General features: G+C 64.8%; 19 protein-coding genes and 1 pseudogene. 12 read left to right on the forward strand and 8 right to left on the reverse strand.

The features are described 5' to 3' along the window. Positions 1-9 precede the first annotated feature (9 nt). Genes ACAM55_RS29460 through ACAM55_RS29475 form a run of 4 tightly spaced genes read right to left on the reverse strand, consistent with a single transcriptional unit; the run spans position 10 to position 3,322 of the window. Positions 10-1,227, reverse strand: coding sequence for an NAD(P)/FAD-dependent oxidoreductase (locus tag ACAM55_RS29460; RefSeq protein ID WP_369656795.1), 1,218 nt, complete (start codon positions 1,225-1,227; stop codon positions 10-12). Between the two features lie 31 nt (positions 1,228-1,258). Next, complete coding sequence (locus ACAM55_RS29465; RefSeq protein WP_369656796.1) at positions 1,259-1,576, reverse strand: non-heme iron oxygenase ferredoxin subunit; 318 nt, start codon at positions 1,574-1,576, stop codon at positions 1,259-1,261. Positions 1,577-1,584: 8 nt separating this feature from the next. Next, complete coding sequence (locus ACAM55_RS29470; protein WP_369656797.1) at positions 1,585-2,055, reverse strand: nuclear transport factor 2 family protein; 471 nt, start codon at positions 2,053-2,055, stop codon at positions 1,585-1,587. A gap of 1 nt (position 2,056) precedes the next feature. Further along, positions 2,057-3,322: an aromatic ring-hydroxylating dioxygenase subunit alpha gene (locus ACAM55_RS29475; protein WP_369656798.1), complete on the reverse strand. Its 1,266-nt coding sequence runs from the start codon at positions 3,320-3,322 to the stop codon at positions 2,057-2,059. A gap of 129 nt (positions 3,323-3,451) precedes the next feature. Here ACAM55_RS29475 and ACAM55_RS29480 point away from each other — a divergent pair, with 129 nt between their 5' ends. From ACAM55_RS29480 to ACAM55_RS29490, 3 genes are all read left to right on the forward strand, one after another. Next, a complete protein-coding gene (locus tag ACAM55_RS29480; protein ID WP_369656799.1) occupies positions 3,452-4,366 on the forward strand; it encodes a LysR family transcriptional regulator in 915 nt (304 codons plus the stop codon). A gap of 271 nt (positions 4,367-4,637) precedes the next feature. Beyond that, on the forward strand, positions 4,638-4,889 hold the full coding sequence (locus ACAM55_RS29485; RefSeq protein WP_369656800.1) for a type II toxin-antitoxin system ParD family antitoxin: 252 nt from the start codon (positions 4,638-4,640) through the stop codon (positions 4,887-4,889). After that, the gene (locus ACAM55_RS29490) at positions 4,886-5,230 is read left to right on the forward strand and encodes a type II toxin-antitoxin system RelE/ParE family toxin (RefSeq protein WP_369656801.1); all 345 of its coding nucleotides are present in this window, start codon (positions 4,886-4,888) and stop codon (positions 5,228-5,230) included. Before ACAM55_RS29485 ends, ACAM55_RS29490 begins: the two co-directional genes overlap by 4 nt. Before the next feature lie 58 nt (positions 5,231-5,288). On the opposite strand, the pseudogene ACAM55_RS29495 reads toward ACAM55_RS29490, so the two are convergent. The 3 genes and pseudogenes from ACAM55_RS29495 to ACAM55_RS29505 all read right to left on the reverse strand — a co-directional run. After that, positions 5,289-5,544: pseudogene (locus tag ACAM55_RS29495) on the reverse strand (helix-turn-helix domain-containing protein); the annotation flags it as partial. 98 nt (positions 5,545-5,642) lie between these two features. Continuing rightward, positions 5,643-5,939: a hypothetical protein gene (locus ACAM55_RS29500; protein ID WP_369656802.1), complete on the reverse strand. Its 297-nt coding sequence runs from the start codon at positions 5,937-5,939 to the stop codon at positions 5,643-5,645. A gap of 240 nt (positions 5,940-6,179) precedes the next feature. After that, positions 6,180-7,148, reverse strand: a complete 969-nt coding sequence (locus ACAM55_RS29505; protein ID WP_369656803.1) for a LysR family transcriptional regulator — start codon at positions 7,146-7,148, stop codon at positions 6,180-6,182. 81 nt (positions 7,149-7,229) lie between these two features. Here ACAM55_RS29505 and ACAM55_RS29510 point away from each other — a divergent pair, with 81 nt between their 5' ends. The 9 genes from ACAM55_RS29510 to ACAM55_RS29550 all read left to right on the forward strand — a co-directional run bounded on the left by ACAM55_RS29510 (position 7,230) and on the right by ACAM55_RS29550 (position 15,197). Continuing rightward, the gene (locus ACAM55_RS29510) at positions 7,230-8,099 is read left to right on the forward strand and encodes a VOC family protein (RefSeq protein WP_369656804.1); all 870 of its coding nucleotides are present in this window, start codon (positions 7,230-7,232) and stop codon (positions 8,097-8,099) included. A 5-nt stretch (positions 8,100-8,104) separates the two neighbouring features. Further along, entirely contained in the window at positions 8,105-8,809 is a 705-nt protein-coding gene (locus ACAM55_RS29515) for a class II aldolase/adducin family protein (RefSeq protein ID WP_369657499.1), read from the forward strand. Further along, on the forward strand, positions 8,806-10,275 hold the full coding sequence (locus ACAM55_RS29520) for a 2-hydroxymuconic semialdehyde dehydrogenase (RefSeq protein ID WP_369656805.1): 1,470 nt from the start codon (positions 8,806-8,808) through the stop codon (positions 10,273-10,275). The genes ACAM55_RS29515 and ACAM55_RS29520 overlap by 4 nt, the downstream gene beginning before the upstream one ends. Positions 10,276-10,365: 90 nt before the next feature. Further along, positions 10,366-11,160 (forward strand): 2-keto-4-pentenoate hydratase, encoded by a 795-nt coding sequence (locus ACAM55_RS29525; RefSeq protein ID WP_369656806.1) that lies wholly within the window; start codon positions 10,366-10,368, stop codon positions 11,158-11,160. Next, a complete protein-coding gene (locus tag ACAM55_RS29530) occupies positions 11,157-11,930 on the forward strand; it encodes a 2-keto-4-pentenoate hydratase (protein WP_369656807.1) in 774 nt (257 codons plus the stop codon). Before ACAM55_RS29525 ends, ACAM55_RS29530 begins: the two co-directional genes overlap by 4 nt. A gap of 7 nt (positions 11,931-11,937) precedes the next feature. Further along, on the forward strand, positions 11,938-12,144 hold the full coding sequence (locus ACAM55_RS29535) for a 2-hydroxymuconate tautomerase (protein WP_369656808.1): 207 nt from the start codon (positions 11,938-11,940) through the stop codon (positions 12,142-12,144). Positions 12,145-12,196: 52 nt separating this feature from the next. Then, positions 12,197-13,090 (forward strand): acetaldehyde dehydrogenase (acetylating), encoded by an 894-nt coding sequence (locus tag ACAM55_RS29540; RefSeq protein WP_369657500.1) that lies wholly within the window; start codon positions 12,197-12,199, stop codon positions 13,088-13,090. Positions 13,091-13,101: 11 nt separating this feature from the next. Then, complete coding sequence (dmpG, locus tag ACAM55_RS29545) at positions 13,102-14,169, forward strand: 4-hydroxy-2-oxovalerate aldolase (RefSeq protein WP_369656809.1); 1,068 nt, start codon at positions 13,102-13,104, stop codon at positions 14,167-14,169. Between the two features lie 38 nt (positions 14,170-14,207). Then, positions 14,208-15,197, forward strand: a complete 990-nt coding sequence (locus tag ACAM55_RS29550; protein WP_369656810.1) for a Bug family tripartite tricarboxylate transporter substrate binding protein — start codon at positions 14,208-14,210, stop codon at positions 15,195-15,197. Between the two features lie 594 nt (positions 15,198-15,791). On the opposite strand, the gene ACAM55_RS29555 is transcribed toward ACAM55_RS29550, so the two are convergent. Next, a complete protein-coding gene (locus ACAM55_RS29555) occupies positions 15,792-16,070 on the reverse strand; it encodes a hypothetical protein (protein ID WP_369656811.1) in 279 nt (92 codons plus the stop codon). Positions 16,071-16,172: the final 102 nt, after the last annotated feature.

The raw sequence follows: 16,172 nt of genomic DNA on the forward strand, positions 1-16,172 counted from the left end.
GGGTCTGTTTCAAAGCTTGGCGAGCGGCACCTGGAGGTCGGCGAGCTGTGCCGCATCGACGCTGGTGCGGCGCTCGATCAGGCGCCGCGCAAAGCGCAGATCGCGCGCGGCGTTGGGGCCCAGCGCCGCGACCACCTTGTCGGCGTCGAGGAAGAACATCACGAAGCTGCTGGAGTTCCGATCGCCGCGCACGACCGCGCGATGCGCAGGCGTGGGCATGCCGTAGATCTGGAGGTTGACGTCGTACTGGTCCGACCAGAACCAGGGCAGCGGCTGATGATTGACCGCGGTGCCGAGCGCGGCGCGCGCAGCGGCGATGCCTTGTTCCTGGGCGTTCTGCCAGGACTCGAGCCGCATCCGCCGCCCGGCCCATTCGCAATGCCATGCCGCCACGTCGCCCGCGGCCAGGATGTCGGGATCCGATGTGCGGCATTGCGAATCGACCAGCACGCCGCCATCGCAGGCCAGGCCTGCCTCGCGTGCGAGTTCGTCGTTGGGAACCAGGCCGACACCGATGAGGACAGCGTCGCATTCGAGTTCGCGCCCGTCGCCTAACGAGGCCGTGAGGCTGCCTTGCGCGTTCTGCGCCAGGCGCTCGATTCCCGTGCCCAGGCGGACATCGACGCCATGGGCGGTGTGCAGCTGCAGCAGGTAGTCGGAGATTTCGGGCGGAACGGTGCGCTCGCACAACCGGCCCATCGCTTCCACGACGGTCACGTCCAGGCCCTTCTTCCTGGCCGTGGCGGCCACTTCGAGGCCGATCCAGCCGCCCCCGACGACGAGCAACCGCTTGCCGGCAGACAGTGCGGCACCGAGCGCCGCCGCATCCTCGATGCTGCGCAAGGAGAAGACGCCGGGCAGATCCGCACCGGGAATATTCAGCCGGCGCGCCCGTCCGCCGTTGCAGAGGATCAGCTTGTCATAGGCAACGTCCGCTCCATGCGTGAGGCGAAGCCGCTTCGCAGCCCTGTCGATGAAGGTCGCGCCGACGTTCGGCCGCCAGTCGATGCCGAGCGCATCGAAGGCTTCCGGTTTCAGCAGGTGCGTGGTGTCCGCATGGGCGTCTCCGGAGAGCACCGCCTTGGACAGCGGCGGGCGTTCGTAGGGACGATGCGGCTCGTCGCCGATCAGCACCACGCGGCCCGCGAAGCCCTCGCTGCGCAGCGTCTGCGCGGCCCAGCCGCCGGCTTGGCCGGCGCCCACGATGACGATGGTTTCGGTGGTCATTGGTGCAAGGCCATGCAAGAGAGCAGGGCGGTCAGTCCAGCGAGAGGAACACGCGGCCCGCGTCGATCTTCACGGGGTACGAGCGGATTGCCTCGGTCACAGGGGCGCAGGTCGGCTTGCCGTCGCGCACGTCGAACTTGCCCTGGTGCAGGGGGCACTCGATCTCGTGCCCTTCCAGGAAGCCCTCGCACAGGCGGGCATGGCCGTGGGTGCACACGTTGTCGGTCGCGTAGATCTGGCCGTCCACGTTGTACAGCGCGATGTCGCGCCCGCCGACCAGCATGCCGATGACGTCATCGGTGGGCACCTCGTCCAGGGGTGCGGCATCGGTCCATTGATATTCGCTCATGGCTGGCCTCAAAGGGGATAGATGACGGAGTTGGGGATCATTTCGCTGTCGTAGATGACGTGGCGCGAGGCGAACTTCAGTCCCTCGGCGGTGCGCACGACGACGTCGATGTAGCGCCCCACGCTGAAGACGCTCGAGAGTTCGGACAGCTTGGTGCGGAACACCGCGTAGTTGGCTTCGCACTCGAAGCGGTCCGCCTCGGCCTTCAGCACGAGCGGCGTCCCGACGACGTGGCGCTGGTAGTAGGGGTCGTGGAACAAGGTCTCGCGAATGCCGTAGACGCGGTCCTTCAGCATCCCCTTGCTCTCGAACGACAGCGTGGCAAGCGGAAAGCCGCGGTCGTAGTTCTCGCGCGGCTGCAGGCGGTAGCTGCAGTCGTCCGTGAAGAATTCCGGCCAGAGTTCCCATTCGCCGGAGCTCACGGCTTGGGCGTAGCGTGCGTAGAGCTGGGTCAGGTCGAAGTAGTCCTGGAAGTTCATCTCAAGCCTCCATGACCTTGCGCCAGTATTCGTACATGCCCCGGATCAGGGTCTCGGTGACCATGTGGTCCGTGTCGCCGACGTCGCGTCCGCCAAGCTCGGCGAGCGTGCGGTGGAACGGCTTCTGTTCGAAGCCTTTCTGCGAAAGCTCGATCACCTCCCCGTCGTCGGCCGAGACGAAGCCCGCCGGCCCGAAGAGATTGGCCTGGCGCAGCCGCCGCAAGGTCATCGCATCGTCGTCGTCCTCGAAGCCGAAGTGCGTCCAGACGAAATCGAAGGCGCCCGGTCCGCTCGGCTGGATATGCCGGGTCGAGACACTGTTGACCTGCTGCTGGAAGATCACGCTCGGGAACAGCGTCATCATCACCGCCGTGGGGCCGCCCCACCATGGCTCGGGCACGATGTCCAGGAAGCGGTCGTCGTTGAGCGTCATGCTTTCCTTGAAGCTCGACACCTGGGTGACCTGGTCTGCCTTGCCGCTGGCGCCGCGGGTCGAGATCATGGCGGCGTGCCGGTGATGGCTGTCCATCTTCAGCTCCGACTTGTTGTCCGCCCGCCAGAGCCCGAAGGTGACGAACCACGTGTGCAGCAGGCCCGGGTGGTACGGGTCCTTGATGTTCTCCTGCATCAGCTTCCAGTTGCCGGGAATGCGCTGGCGGTTGTAGCCGAGGATCGTCAGCTTGCGGCCGTTGAACAGCCGGTCGAAGTAGCCCAGGATCTCCGGGCCCATGAAGTCCTCGAGCGATTCGACGTCCGGATCGAACGACGCGAACACGACGCCGCCGCGCGTTGCAACCTTCAGCTTGTTGAGGCCGTGGTCGGCAGGCTTGAAGTCAGCCGGCATTCCGCCGTTGACCTTGCCGTCCTGCTTGACGCCGCGGCGAAAGGGCACCCCCTGCAGGTCGCCGCCAAGCGAATAGTTCCACTGGTGATAGGGGCAGGTGAACCCGCTGGCCTTGCGGTTGCCGTGCCGCTCGCGGCAGAACTGCATGCCCCGGTGCGCGCACACGTTCTCGACGACGCTGATGGAGCCCTCGGCATCCCGGACCATGATCACCGAGCGTTCGCCGACCACCGTGCGCTTGAAATCGCCGACCTCCGGAATCTCGGCCTCCAGGCCCACGTAGCACCAGTGGCCGCGGTAGAAGAGGCGCTCGAGCTCACGCCGGTGCTGGTCGGCATCGGTATAGGCCATGAAGGGGATGCGGCTGGTGCCTTTGTCTTCCCAGTGGATCTGCTGCGGAAAGACTGTTGATGTGTCATCCATATTTGTCTCCTGTGCGGCCGTGTCGCATGGGCCGCTCGTCTCGTGGTACCCGATGATCGGCAGTTCGGCCCCATCGTTCAATAGAATGTGCCGAATACCTCATATAGATTTCGCGAATGGGAGCTGCCCGTGGAGCTCAAGGACATCGACCTCAACCTGCTGGTTGTTTTCAACCAGCTGCTCATCGATCGACGGGTGTCGAAGGTGGCGACGAATCTCGGCCTTTCCCAGCCGGGCGTGAGCAATGCGCTGGCGCGCCTGCGCAAGCTGACCGACGACCCCCTGTTTCTTCGAACACCGAAGGGCATGGAGCCGACACCCTTCGCCGAGCAACTGGCCGAGCCGACCGCGAGCGCCCTGCAAACGATCCATGCCGCGATCAACCAGCGAAGCTCATTCGATCCAGCCACCTCGACGCGCGCCTTCACCATCGGCATGACCGACATCGGGGAGATCTATTTCCTGCCCAAACTGATGAAGGAGCTGGCGCGCGTCGCACCAGGGCTCTCGCTCAGCACCGTTCGCAACACGGCGGTCAATCTCCAGGACGAAATGGAGTCGGGCCATGTCACCCTGGCCATCGGCTTGCTGCCGCAGCTCAAGAGCGGCTATTTCCAGCGGCGATTGTTCAAGCAGCACTACGTCTGCATGTTTCGCCGCGGCCACGCGCTCGACAAGCGGCAGATCTCGCTGTCCGAGTTCTCGCAAGCTGACCACGTGGTCGTGATTTCGGAGGGAACCGGCCACGGCAAGGCGGACGAGCTTCTCAGCCGCAAGAAGATCGTTCGCAAGGTCGTCCTGACCGTTCCGCACTACGTGGCGGTCGGCCATATCCTGCACGACTCCGACCTGGTGGCAACAGTCCCCGAGCGGCTCGCCCAGGCCTTGGCCGAACCGTTCGGACTGGCATATGTCCGCCATCCGGCCAAGCTACCCGAGATTGCGATCAACCTGTTCTGGCACGGCCGGTATCACCGGGATCCCGCGGTCGCCTGGATGCGTGCCTTGATCATCCGGCTTCATGGGGAAGGTGCGCCCGGTTGAACTTGCGCCGGCTTCCTCGGCTTCGTCAGCGAGTATGTTCGTAAACCTGAAGCGGCCGCGTCGGGGCTTGCGGCCAGCAGGAATTGGCCGTCAGCCACCCGCCGCCGCGTCCAGCCAACCAGCCGCCGCACCGTTGCGACACTGCGATGGTTATTCAATTGAAATTGGCGGTCGCGTGGGCAGCGTTCCCATGGCTGGTTACAGGAGCTTGCAACGCTCTTATGGCACGCCGTTCTTGCCAAATTTTGCCAATCTTTTTAAGATAACGCGCATGGGCACCATGAACATTTCGCTTCCTGACTCTCTCAAGTCTTTCGTCGATGAGCAGGTGATTCAGCGCGGCTATGGCACCAGCAGCGAGTACGTGCGCGAATTGATCCGCAAGGATGCAGATCGGCTGCAGTTGCGCGAGCTGCTCCTGGAGGGGGCGGCTTCCCTTCCGGCGGCTCCAAACGGCGCCCAGTATTTCGGCTCCCTGCGCGAGCGTGTGCGTGTTCGCGCGCGATCCACTGATCGCGAGTGAAGTCCAAGCCAGTCATCGCCCGTGAGCGGGCAAACCTGGATATCGACTCGGCTATCGACTACTACCTTGGCGAAGACGCCGAGCAAGCGGCATTGGGTTTCATTGACGCGTTGGAACGCGCATATGCCCACATCGGCCGCTTCCCCGCGACGGGCGCTACTCGCTACGCGCACGAGCTGAATCTTCCCGGGCTACGCACCTGGCCGCTGACGCGTTACCCCTTTTTGATCTTCTACGTCGAGCGCGGTGATCACATTGACGTCTGGCGCGTGCTTCGTGGGCAGCGAGACATTCCCGCCTGGATGACTGCCGAAGTTGGCACAAACGGCGCCCCGAAGTAGTTTCTATGCAAGCAATCGTGGCCTGAAAGGGACTGCGTTGGCGTTCTTAGAATCCAGTGTGGATCTGTCGCAGATTGCGTCGCTGTTTCCGCGATTTGGCGGCCTCGACCGCGAGCCCGGGTCGCGAGCTTGTCGGCATAGGGATCAAGCTTGCTCGAACTCGCCCGCTTGGCGTAGCGCGGCTCTTCTTCGCCGGCTCGCAGGCACCTTCTTGCGGTGTTGCGAGACAGGCTTGTACGTCTGGCTATCTCGCGTATGGATAGCCGGGTTACCAGTCGCAGTCGATCGCGTAGCTGCGCGATCCGGTCCTGCATTGTTCAACTGCCTGCAATCTTCCATCAATCGGTCAGTGCAATCCGTCCCCGCAGGGCTTGCGCCATTCCTGACTGAATCGGGCGTTTTATCAGTCGTCCTATTCAGGTGGCGCAAACAGCGCCCGATAGGCGGGCGACATCAGCTTCGCGATTTGCGGCCACTGTCGATCCCAGAAGGGACCAGCGGGGATCAACGAAGGGTCAAGAGCGTCGGCCACGTGAATGCCATGGCGTTTGGCAACCTTTTTACCGGCATCATCGCGGGCAAGCTTCACGACTTCCTTGAAAAACGCTTGCAGCGGACTGCGTCCAGAGCGTGTTTCCTTGATGTCGTGCTTCGCCGCCTCAGCGCGCAGAAATTCGCGTGCAACATCGATAGCTAAGTGCAATTGCATCTGGCCCTTTTCGTTCTGCTTTTCTCTCAACTCATGGAGGTTGACGAGCCTGCTGCGCAGGACGTGAGCTCATGCATGACCGGAACGTCACATCCGCTCGCTCCGCCGTGACGGCACCAGCGCGCAGGTGAATCTGTCAGAAAATCAACATCACGCGAAATGGCTGCGACACCTTCGGACACGGCGACCTCATAGTGTTCGACCCATAGCGCCAGGGCCTGGCCGCCGACAAGGATGTGCCTACGCCTCGGTCTCGAAGGGCACCCTCAGCGAGTCGAACAGGGTGACGAACACGCTGCGCAGCCACTCGCTGCCGGGGTCGCGATGGAATCTCTGATGCCACGTCATTGAGACATCGAAAGCCGGGAACTGCACCGGCGGCTCCACGAGCTGCAACTGCATATGGGGCGCGACCACCGCCCCCAGGTTGCTGGGCACCACGCCAATCATGTCGGTGCTCGCGACGATGGGCCCCACGCACAGGAAGCTGTGGACTCTCAGTGCCACCCTTGCCTTGATGCGGCTCCCTGACAGCACCTTCTCCACGGCCGCGGCGTGCTGCATTCCTTCGGGGCCTGCCACCACATGCGCCAGTTCCCGTAGCTGGTCGCGGCGCAGCTTGCCCTTGACGCCGGGGTGATCCTTGCGGGCCACGTACACGAACTGTTCGCGAAACAGGCGGCGCTGGTGCATCTGCTTGCCCAGGTCGCTGAGATAGCCCACCGCGAGATCGATCTGGCCCGACGCCAACCCGTCGAACAGCTCGCCCCCGCTCGGCGGCACGACCTCGATGACGACCTGCGGGGCCACCTCGGCCAGGTGCCGCATCAGGCGTGGAAGAAACAGCCGCTCGCCGATGTCGCTCATGGAGATCCTGAACGTGCGTGCCTCCTCGGCTTGACTGAAGGTAGGCCGGTAGACGGTGGAGCGGAGGATCTCGAGCGCCGAGCTCACGGGAGACACCAGCGAGTCGGCAAAGGGCGTCGGCACCACGCCGCGCTGTTGCCGGACGAACAAGGCATCCCCATACATCTCCCGAAGCCGTCCAAGGCCCCGGCTGACCGCCGGCTGCGTCAGGCCGAGCTGCGATCCGGCCGCGGTCAGGTTTCGCGTGCGGTAGACGGTTTCGAAGAGTTCGAGCAGGTTGAGATCGACCTGCCGCGACAGGAGACGGGCAGGGCGGCCTGCCTTGATATTCGCTAATGACATATCACGAATTCTATTTTTTCATTTCCGGAATGTCATCGATTTTTCTAAAGTGCCGGCAACCCCAGCAAAAGGAGACATGCGGTGATCAACCTGCTCGATATTCGTTACGTGCGCCTCGGAACCCGGCAGCGTGACCAGGCGGACCTCTTTGCGCGCGAGATGCTCGGCCTGGAGCGTGCAAGGCAGGAGGCGGGCGCCTCGTACTTCCGCAGCGACAGTCGCGATCACACCCTGGTGTACTTCGACGGCGACCCTGCCGACCACACGGTGGGCTTCGAGTTGCGCACCGCCGATGAACTGGACGCGGCCGCTGCGGAACTCAGCAACGCCGGTGTCGAGGTTCGCCTCGGTTCCGCGGACGAATGCGAGCAACGCCGCGTGCGCAGCTTTATCCACTTCAGGGATCCCACCGGCAACAAGATCGATCTCGTCGTCGGCCCCCACCATAGCGGGCGCCGCTACTTTCCGTCGCGTGATGCCGGCATCACGGGCTTCAGCCATGTCGGGCTGTGCACGACCGACGCCCAGCGCGACGAGCGCTTCTGGACCCAGGTGCTCGGGGCGCGCGTGAGTGACCGCATCGGCGATGCGCCACTGCTGCGGATCGACGAGGTGCATCACAAGGTGGCCATGTTTCCGACGACCCGCTCGGGCGTGCAGCACGTCAACCACCAGGTCGAAAGCGTGGACGACATCATGCGCGCCTGGTACATGCTCCAGAAGAAGGGGGTCAGGATCGCCTTCGGCCCGGGTCGCCACCCGACCTCCGGCGCGCGCTTTCTTTACTTCTACGGACCGGACGGAATGATCTTCGAGTACTCCACCGGCGTGCGCTTGATCACCGCGGAAGAGGAGCAGACCTACCAGCCGCGGCAGTTTCCCCGCGGAAACGAATCGTTCTGCATGTGGGGGGCCGTGCCCGACATCGCAGAGTTTCGCGATCCCGCCTGAGGGGCATCACCTTGAACGCTACTCCAGCCGTTCAGCGCGAACTGCGCATTGCTGCCCGCGCGTTGGCGCGTCACGGCCTGGCACACGCCTATGGCCATTGCAGCGTCCGCCTCGACGAGGGCCACTTCCTGGTGTGTGCCTCGCGGCCGATGGGCCTGATCGGCCCTGGCGAGCCGGGCACCGTCGTACCTGTGACCGGGGCGTTACCGGCAGGTGTGCTGGGCGAGGTTCGATTGCACCAGCAGATCTATCAGCGCCGCGCGCACGTTCATGCCGTGACTCGCACGATGCCGCCCTTGCTCATGGCGCTGGGCACCGCACGCCGCACGCCCCGCACTCGCCATGGGATGGGCGCCTACTTTGGTGCCGGTGCGGCCTTGTGGGACGACCCGCAACTCGTGCGGGACGACGAACGGGCCGCAGCGGTGATCGACGCGATGGGAAGCGCCAATGCGATCGTGATGCGCGGCAATGGCGTGCTGGTCGCGAGCGACTCGCTCGCCAAGGCGGTGGTGCTGACCTGGTATCTCGAGGACGCGGCGCGGATCGAGCTTGCCGTGCTGGCGGCCGGCTTGGAGGACGAATCGGTCGTGCTCGATGCGGCCGAGCGTGACCGGCGAGCCACCGATGCCGGTGGCATTTTCGAACGAATGTGGGAGTACCTCACCGCGGGGGACCCAGAGATCAACTTCCAGGAGGCACAACCGTGATTCTCAATTTCATCAACGGCGAATACCGCGAGGGGCGCGGCGGCCGGAGCTTCGACGACATCAACCCTGTCGACGGCTCGCTCATCGACAAGGTCAGCGAGGCCGGGCGCGAGGACGTGGACGACGCGGTGCGCGCAGCCCGCGAGGCGCTCCATGGCCCTTGGGGCTCCCTCAAGCTCGCGCAACGCTGCGACCTGCTGTATGCGCTTGCCGCGGAGATCGACCGCCGCGCGGAGGACTTCCTTGCCGCTGAAGTGGCGGACACCGGCAAGCCGCGCTCGCTGGCATCGCATCTCGACATTCCGCGAGGCGCGGCGAACTTCCGCGTGTTTGCGGATGTGGTGCGCAATGTGCCGACAGAGAGCTTTGCCAGCCATGCGCCGGATGGCAAGCCCGCGTTGAACTATGCATCGAGACGGCCAAAGGGCGTCGTGGCCGTGGTGTGCCCGTGGAACCTGCCGCTGCTGCTGATGACGTGGAAGGTCGGGCCCGCGCTGGCGTGCGGCAACACCGTCGTCGTCAAGCCTTCGGAGGAGACGCCTGCCACCGCGGCGCTGCTGGGTGAAGTCATGAACGGCGTGGGCATCCCCAAGGGGGTCTACAACGTGGTGCACGGCTTCGGCCCGGACTCCGCTGGCGAATATCTCACCACGCATCCGGACATCGACGCGGTCACATTCACGGGAGAGACGCGCACGGGCGCCGCGATCATGCGGGCGGCTGCGGAAGGCATCAAGCCGGTCTCGATGGAACTCGGCGGCAAGAACGCCGCGGTGGTGTTCGAGGATGCGGACCTGGACGTGACCATCGCCGGCCTGACCCGCTCGGTCTTCGAGAACTCGGGCCAGGTCTGCCTGGGTACCGAGCGGGTGTACGTGCAGCGCCCGGTGTTCGACGCCGTCGTGCAGCGGCTGGCTGCCGCAGCGGCACGCCTGAAGCCGGGCCGGCCCGACGATCCCGAAGCCAATTTCGGGCCCCTTGTCTCGGCGGAGCATCAGGCCAAGGTCCTGGGCTACTACGCCCTGGCGAGGGATGAGGGCGCCTCTGTCGTCCATGGCGGCGGCGTGCCGAAGGTACCGTCTGCGCTCAAGGCTGGCGCCTGGATCGAGCCAACGGTGTGGACGGGCCTGCCCCATGGCTCGCGCGTGGCCAGCGAAGAGATCTTCGGCCCGTGCTGTTGCGTCATCCCGTTCGATCGCGAATCCGAGGCACTCCAGATGGCGAACGACACGCGATACGGCCTGGCCGCGTCCGTCTACACGCAGGACGTCGACCGGGCACATCGCTTCGCGAACGCCTTGAAGGTGGGCGTCGTGTGGGTCAACACATGGTTCCTGCGCGACCTGCGCACGGCCTTCGGCGGCTCCGGCGCATCCGGCATCGGCCGCGAGGGAGGCGTTCACTCGCTCGAGTTCTATACCGAGCTTTCCAACGTTTGCATCAAGTTCAACGGAGCGGCGCAATGAGCGCCGCCCGGCCGCCCGAAGGCGCTCGCCCCCTCCTTCAGGAGGGGGTGTGCGAAAGACACGAAGTGACAAGCCTGGGGGAGGTTCCTTATGAGCACGCGTGACATCGAAGCGGCAGCGGATTCGCTGTGGAGCGCCGCCGTCACCGGCAAGGCAGTCGCGCCTTTGCGGGAGACCTTCCCCGGGTTCGGCCCGCAAGAGGCGTACGCCGTCCAGGAGGTCAACACTCAGCGCAAGCTGCAAGGCGGCGGACGGCTCGTCGGCCGGAAGATCGGCCTCACGGCGAAGGCGGTGCAGAAGCAGCTCGGCGTGGACCAGCCCGACTACGGCATGTTGTTCGCCGACATGGCGATCGCCGACGGCGAGCCGGTGCGCTGGTCCCGGCTGATGCAACCCAAGGTGGAGGCGGAAGTTGCGCTGGTCATGGAGCACGACTTGCTCGAACCCGGCATCTCGATGGCGCAGATGCTGCGGGGCGTCGCCTTCGCGCTGCCCGCGATCGAGATCGTGGGGAGTCGCATTGCCGAATGGAACATCCGCTTCGTCGACACGGTGGCAGACAACGCCTCCAGCGGCTTGTTCGTGCTGGGCAACACCCCGGTGCCTCTGGACGGCCTGGACCTGCGCCTGGCGGGCATGGTCATGGAGCGCAAAGGCGAGCAGGTCAGCCTGGGCGCGGGCGCTGCGTGCCTGGGGCATCCGCTCAATGCGGCCCTGTGGCTGGCCAACAAGATGGCCGAACTGGGGCGCGGCCTGAAGGCCGGTGACGTGGTGCTCACCGGCGCGCTGGGGCCGATGGTTCCCGTCAACGCCGGGGATGTTTTCGAAGCCCGCATCCAGGGCCTTGGTTCGGTACGCGCAGTGTTCGAGGAGCAACAGCAATGAGCCAGCAACGAATCGCAGCTTTGGCGCAGCGGGTGGACGATGCCGCACGCCATGCAAAACCCATCTCGCAGTTCGGGCAGGAGGAAAAGCTGAGCGTCGAGGACGCCTATGAGATTCAGCGCGCTTCAATTGCACAGCGGCTCGCACGCGGCGAGCGGCGCACCGGCATGAAGATGGGATTCACCAGCCGCGCGAAGATGGTTCAGATGGGCGTGCACGACATGATCTGGGGGCGCCTGACCGATGCCATGGCGCAAGAGGATGGCGGCCAGGTGGCACTGAGCCGGTTCGTCCATCCACGCGTCGAGCCCGAACTGGCCTTCCTGCTCGGCAAGCCGCTGCCCGCAGGCGCCAGCCTCGCGCAGGCGCTCGATGCCGTGGTGGCAATTGCCCCGGCGCTCGAGATCATCGACTCCCGCTTCGAGAACTTCCGCTTCTCGCTGGAGGACGTGATTGCCGACAACGCGTCGTCGTCGGGATACGTGATCGGTCCGTGGTGCGACCCGCGGCAGGACTTCAGCAATCTGGGCCTCATCCTGTCGATCGACGGTGCGCCGCGTCAAGTCGGCAGCACCGCGGGGATTCTCGGCAATCCGCTGCGCTCCCTTGTTGCTGCCGCGCGTCTGAGCGCGGGCGCGGACGAGCCGCTGGAGCCGGGGTGGCTGGTGATGGCCGGCGGCGCCACCGCGGCCGAAGCCCTCAAGCCCGGCCAGCACGTTGCGCTCGAGATGCAAGGTCTCGGCCGCGTCGAATTCAACACCACCGAATGAGGCGAACATGCCATTGATCCAGGTCACCCTGATAGAGGGCCGCAGTGCAGAGGCGAAGACCGCCCTCATCCGCGGGCTCACCGATGCTGCCGTCGAAGCCACCGCAGCCCCGCGCGAATCCATTCGCGTGATCCTGCAGGAAGTGCCTGCCGCGCACTGGGGCGTCGGTGGCGTTCCCAAGGGCGCTTCCGCAAAGGAGGCACACCGTGGCTGATCGCAAGCTGAAGGCTGCCATCATCGGCAGCGGCAACATCGGCACGGACTTGATGATCAAGATCCTGCGCCACGGCCGTCACATCGAGATGGGTGCCATGGTCGGCATCGACGCCGCCTCCGACGGCCTGGCGCGTGCCGCGCGCCTGGGCGTGGCCATTACCCACGAGGGCGTGGAAGGCCTCTCGCACCTGCCGGTGTTCGCGGACATCGACATCGTCTTCGACGCAACCTCGGCCGGTGCGCACGTCAGGAACGATGCCTTCCTGCGTGAACTCAAGCCGGAGATTCGCCTGGTAGACCTCACGCCCGCGGCGATCGGCCCGTACTGCGTTCCTGTGGTGAACGGCCAAGCGCATCTGGACGCACCCAACGTCAACATGGTCACCTGCGGCGGCCAGGCCACCATTCCGATGGTGGCGGCCGTCTCGCGCGTGGCCAAGGTTCACTACGGCGAGATCGTCGCCAGCATCTCCAGCAAAAGCGCCGGCCCCGGCACACGGGCCAACATCGATGAGTTCACCGAGACCACGTCGAAGGCCATCGAAGTGGTAGGCGGCGCGGCCAAGGGCAAGGCCATCATCGTGATGAACCCGGCCGAGCCGCCGCTGATCATGCGCGACACGGTCTACACGCTCAGCGAATTCGCCGACGAGGACCAGATCGCCGAGTCGGTCGAGCGCATGGCTGCCGACGTGCAGGCCTACGTGCCAGGGTACCGCCTCAAGCAGAAAGTGCAGTTCGACCGCATCGAGGCCGACCACCCGATCCGCATCCCCGGCGTTGGCGTGCGCATGCACGGCCTGAAGACCTCCATCTTCCTGGAGGTGGAAGGCGCCGCGCACTACCTGCCGGCGTACGCGGGCAACCTCGACATCATGACCAGCGCAGCGCTGCGCACGGCCGAGTCCATGGCCGAGCGCATGCTTGCCGCAGTGGCCGCATGAAGGAGACTGCAATGAGCCACGACATCGACAAGAAGATCTACATCTCCGACGTGACGCTGCGCGACGGCAGCCATGCCATTCGCCACCAGTACAGCGTGGAACAAGCCAGGCAGATCGCCCAGGCGCTCGACGAGGCCAGGGTCGACTCCATCGAGGTGGCCCATGGCGACGGGCTGCAAGGCGGCAGCTTCAACTACGGCTTCGGCGCTCACACCGACATCGAGTGGATCGAAGCGGTGGCCAGCGTGGTCAAGCACGCGAAGATCGCGACCTTGCTGCTGCCAGGCATCGGCACCGTGCACGATCTCAAGGCCGCCTACGAGGCGGGCGCGCGCATCGTTCGCGTGGCCACGCACTGCACCGAGGCCGACATCTCGCGACAGCACATCGAGTACGCGCGCCACCTCGGCATGGAGGCCGTGGGCTTCCTGATGATGAGCCACATGACCACGCCAGAGGCGCTGGCGCAACAGGCCAGGCTGATGGAGAGCTACGGCGCGACATGCTGCTACGTGGTGGACTCGGGCGGCGCGCTGAGCATGAACGACGTGCGCGACCGGTTCCGTGCCTTCAAGGATGTGCTCAAGCCCGAGACGCAGACCGGAATGCACGCGCACCACAACCTGAGCCTGGGCGTCGCCAACAGCATCGTCGCGGTGGAAGAGGGCTGCGATCGCGTGGACGCCAGCCTTGCTGGTATGGGCGCCGGTGCGGGCAACGCGCCCCTGGAGGTGTTCATTGCCGCGGCTGCGCGCCTGGGGTGGAAGCACGGCACGGATCTGTACAAGCTGATGGACGCGGCCGACGACATCGTGCGCCCGCTGCAGGACCGACCGGTGCGGGTAGACCGCGAGACCCTGGCGCTGGGCTATGCCGGCGTGTATTCGAGTTTCCTGCGGCACTCGGAAGTTGCCGCCAGGAAGTACGGCCTGAAGACCGTCGACATCCTGGTCGAGCTGGGGCGACGTCGCATGGTGGGCGGTCAGGAAGACATGATCGTCGACGTGGCGCTCGACCTCCTGAAGGGCGTCGAGCATGAGCGCATCCACCTTCAGCCCAGCATGAGCGAGGCTGGTTGAGGTTGCAGGAAAGTTATCAAAATGACAAGGAGACTTCCATGAATCGAATGAGCTTTCGCCGATCGATTTTCGCACTCGCGATGTCGATGGCCGCAGTTATTCCCGAGGCCCAGGCGCAGTCTGCCGCCGCGAAGTGGCCGAGCCAGCCGGTGCGCTTCGTGGTGCCGTTCCCGGCCGGCTCCGCGCCCGATGTGCTGATCCGCTTCGTCGGTGCCAAGCTCACCCAGAAGTGGGGCCAATCGGTGGTGGTCGACAACAAGCCGGGCGGCAGCGGCGTGATCGGCATGAACACACTCCTGACCGGGCCGACCGATGGCACGACCTTCGGCTTCGTCCAGGGCTCGGCCATCTCCGTCGCGCCCAGCACCATCAAGGGCGTGACCTACGACTTCAACCGCGACTTCGTGCCGGTCACCCTGGCGGCCGTGGCGCCCTTCGTGCTCGCCGTACCAGGCGACTCGCCCTACAAGACGCTCGGCGAGCTCATTGCCGCCGCAAAGGCCAGGCCACAGGGCATCGAGGTGGCCGACAACGGCCGCGGCACCGCGCCGCACCTCGCCTCGGCGCTGCTGGGCCTGCAATCGGGCGCGCAGTTCCTTGAAGTGCACTACCCGGGCGGCGCCCAGGCCATGCAGGCCACGCTCGGCGGCCAGACCAAGATGATGGTCGAGACCTACAACGTTGTCGCAGGCAATGTGCAGGCCGGCAAGTTGCGGATTCTGGCGTCGACGAGCGACCGCGTCGAACCCGGCCTCGAGCAGCTGCCCTTGGCTACTTCGACAGTGCCGGGCGTCGTGGCGTTCGGCTGGTTCGCGGTCATTGCGAAGAAGGGCGTGGATCCCGTCATCCTCGCCAAGCTCAACAGGGACATGGGCGAAGCGCTGCTGCTGCCCGATGTGGTCGCAAAGTCGCGAGAGCTGGGCACTTATCCGCGGCCCGGCACGCCCGAGCAGCTTGCCAAGTACATCGAAGAAGATCGCAGGACCTGGCAAGGCGTGCTCGACAAGCTCAACATCAAGCCGGAATAGCGGGCCTTGCCGCTTCGGCTTCAGCTCTTGGGAAGAGGAGCGCGCGCTGCAGCCGCGGTGGGGGTGGTGCACCGCGGGGTGATTGGTATTCAAGGACAGACACGCGCACCAAGCGTGCATGCCAGCCGATCAAGCATTGATGGCGGGGAGACGCGCTCATGAAGGCGCTGGGAAAAGCTTCGCTAGCGACTGGCGCGGTCGTGGGTTCCGCTGGAGCGGCGGCACACCAGATTGGATCGAGGATACCCACTAAGACAGTATGGTAATTTATACAATGTATCTTATGTTAAATGCCGTGCCCGCCGATTGGCGGGAAAGGTAGGCGCCGTCCATTTGCAGAAATGTGTTCGCGGATTTGGCAGAAAAGCGTTCGCGACTTCATCCTCGCTCTACTGCATTCTGAGGTAGCGGCGACAAGTCCTTGCCTCGATTCATGAATTTCGCCTCGACGCGCTCGGCGAAATTGCGGAGCTTCTCGCATTGCGCACGTTGGTTCGTTCGGGAATTGGCGACGGTCAGGGCTGGAAGCGCGCCATCATTGCGCCGTCAAAGTGCTTATCGCCTACTCGCCCGTCGGCGTTGTCAGAAATACGCCTAAAGGCGCTTGCCAAGTCGATGGATATACCAACCGCAGGCCGCCATCACCAGACCGACGTACAGCACCACCAATGCAGCGGCGGGAGCCCACCCGGGTACGGAGGAAGCCACCCCGGCGATGAGAGAGTCGCGGGGCAACTGAAGGAGCTTCCACATGACGATCAAGGGGATGGCTCCGAGCATCACTGCCGTCCACCCGCACCACCAGAGTTCGCGACCGCGCTGGCGCATTCCTCTCCAGTCCCCTTCGAACTTCTCCATCAGCCAGTCATCCATACCGGTGCTCCAAAGATTTGGCGAAAGATACTGGCATTGTCACTCCACGTCGCCTCAATGGGCCGGGAGGCCCAGGTCTACCATGATGCCGACGTCTTGCCG

This window comes from Variovorax sp. V213 (assembly GCF_041154455.1).
GTDB lineage: Bacteria > Pseudomonadota > Gammaproteobacteria > Burkholderiales > Burkholderiaceae_C > Variovorax.

Bases quoted from the DNA above. Each gene is read 5' to 3' on its own strand.
- ACAM55_RS29530 (WP_369656807.1), top strand. From the start codon at position 11,157: ATGAGCCAGCAACGAATCGCAGCTTTGGCGCAGCGGGTGGACGATGCC.
- dmpG (WP_369656809.1), top strand. From the start codon at position 13,102: ATGAGCCACGACATCGACAAGAAGATCTACATCTCCGACGTGACGCTG.
- ACAM55_RS29475 (WP_369656798.1), bottom strand. From the start codon at position 3,322: ATGGATGACACATCAACAGTCTTTCCGCAGCAGATCCACTGGGAAGAC.
- ACAM55_RS29470 (WP_369656797.1), bottom strand. From the start codon at position 2,055: ATGAACTTCCAGGACTACTTCGACCTGACCCAGCTCTACGCACGCTAC.
- ACAM55_RS29500 (WP_369656802.1), bottom strand. From the start codon at position 5,939: ATGCAATTGCACTTAGCTATCGATGTTGCACGCGAATTTCTGCGCGCT.
- ACAM55_RS29550 (WP_369656810.1), top strand. From the start codon at position 14,208: ATGAATCGAATGAGCTTTCGCCGATCGATTTTCGCACTCGCGATGTCG.
- ACAM55_RS29555 (WP_369656811.1), bottom strand. From the start codon at position 16,070: ATGGATGACTGGCTGATGGAGAAGTTCGAAGGGGACTGGAGAGGAATG.
- ACAM55_RS29460 (WP_369656795.1), bottom strand. From the start codon at position 1,227: ATGACCACCGAAACCATCGTCATCGTGGGCGCCGGCCAAGCCGGCGGC.
- ACAM55_RS29540 (WP_369657500.1), top strand. From the start codon at position 12,197: ATGATCAAGATCCTGCGCCACGGCCGTCACATCGAGATGGGTGCCATG.
- ACAM55_RS29505 (WP_369656803.1), bottom strand. From the start codon at position 7,148: ATGTCATTAGCGAATATCAAGGCAGGCCGCCCTGCCCGTCTCCTGTCG.
- ACAM55_RS29535 (WP_369656808.1), top strand. From the start codon at position 11,938: ATGCCATTGATCCAGGTCACCCTGATAGAGGGCCGCAGTGCAGAGGCG.
- ACAM55_RS29525 (WP_369656806.1), top strand. From the start codon at position 10,366: ATGAGCACGCGTGACATCGAAGCGGCAGCGGATTCGCTGTGGAGCGCC.
- ACAM55_RS29465 (WP_369656796.1), bottom strand. From the start codon at position 1,576: ATGAGCGAATATCAATGGACCGATGCCGCACCCCTGGACGAGGTGCCC.
- ACAM55_RS29485 (WP_369656800.1), top strand. From the start codon at position 4,638: ATGGGCACCATGAACATTTCGCTTCCTGACTCTCTCAAGTCTTTCGTC.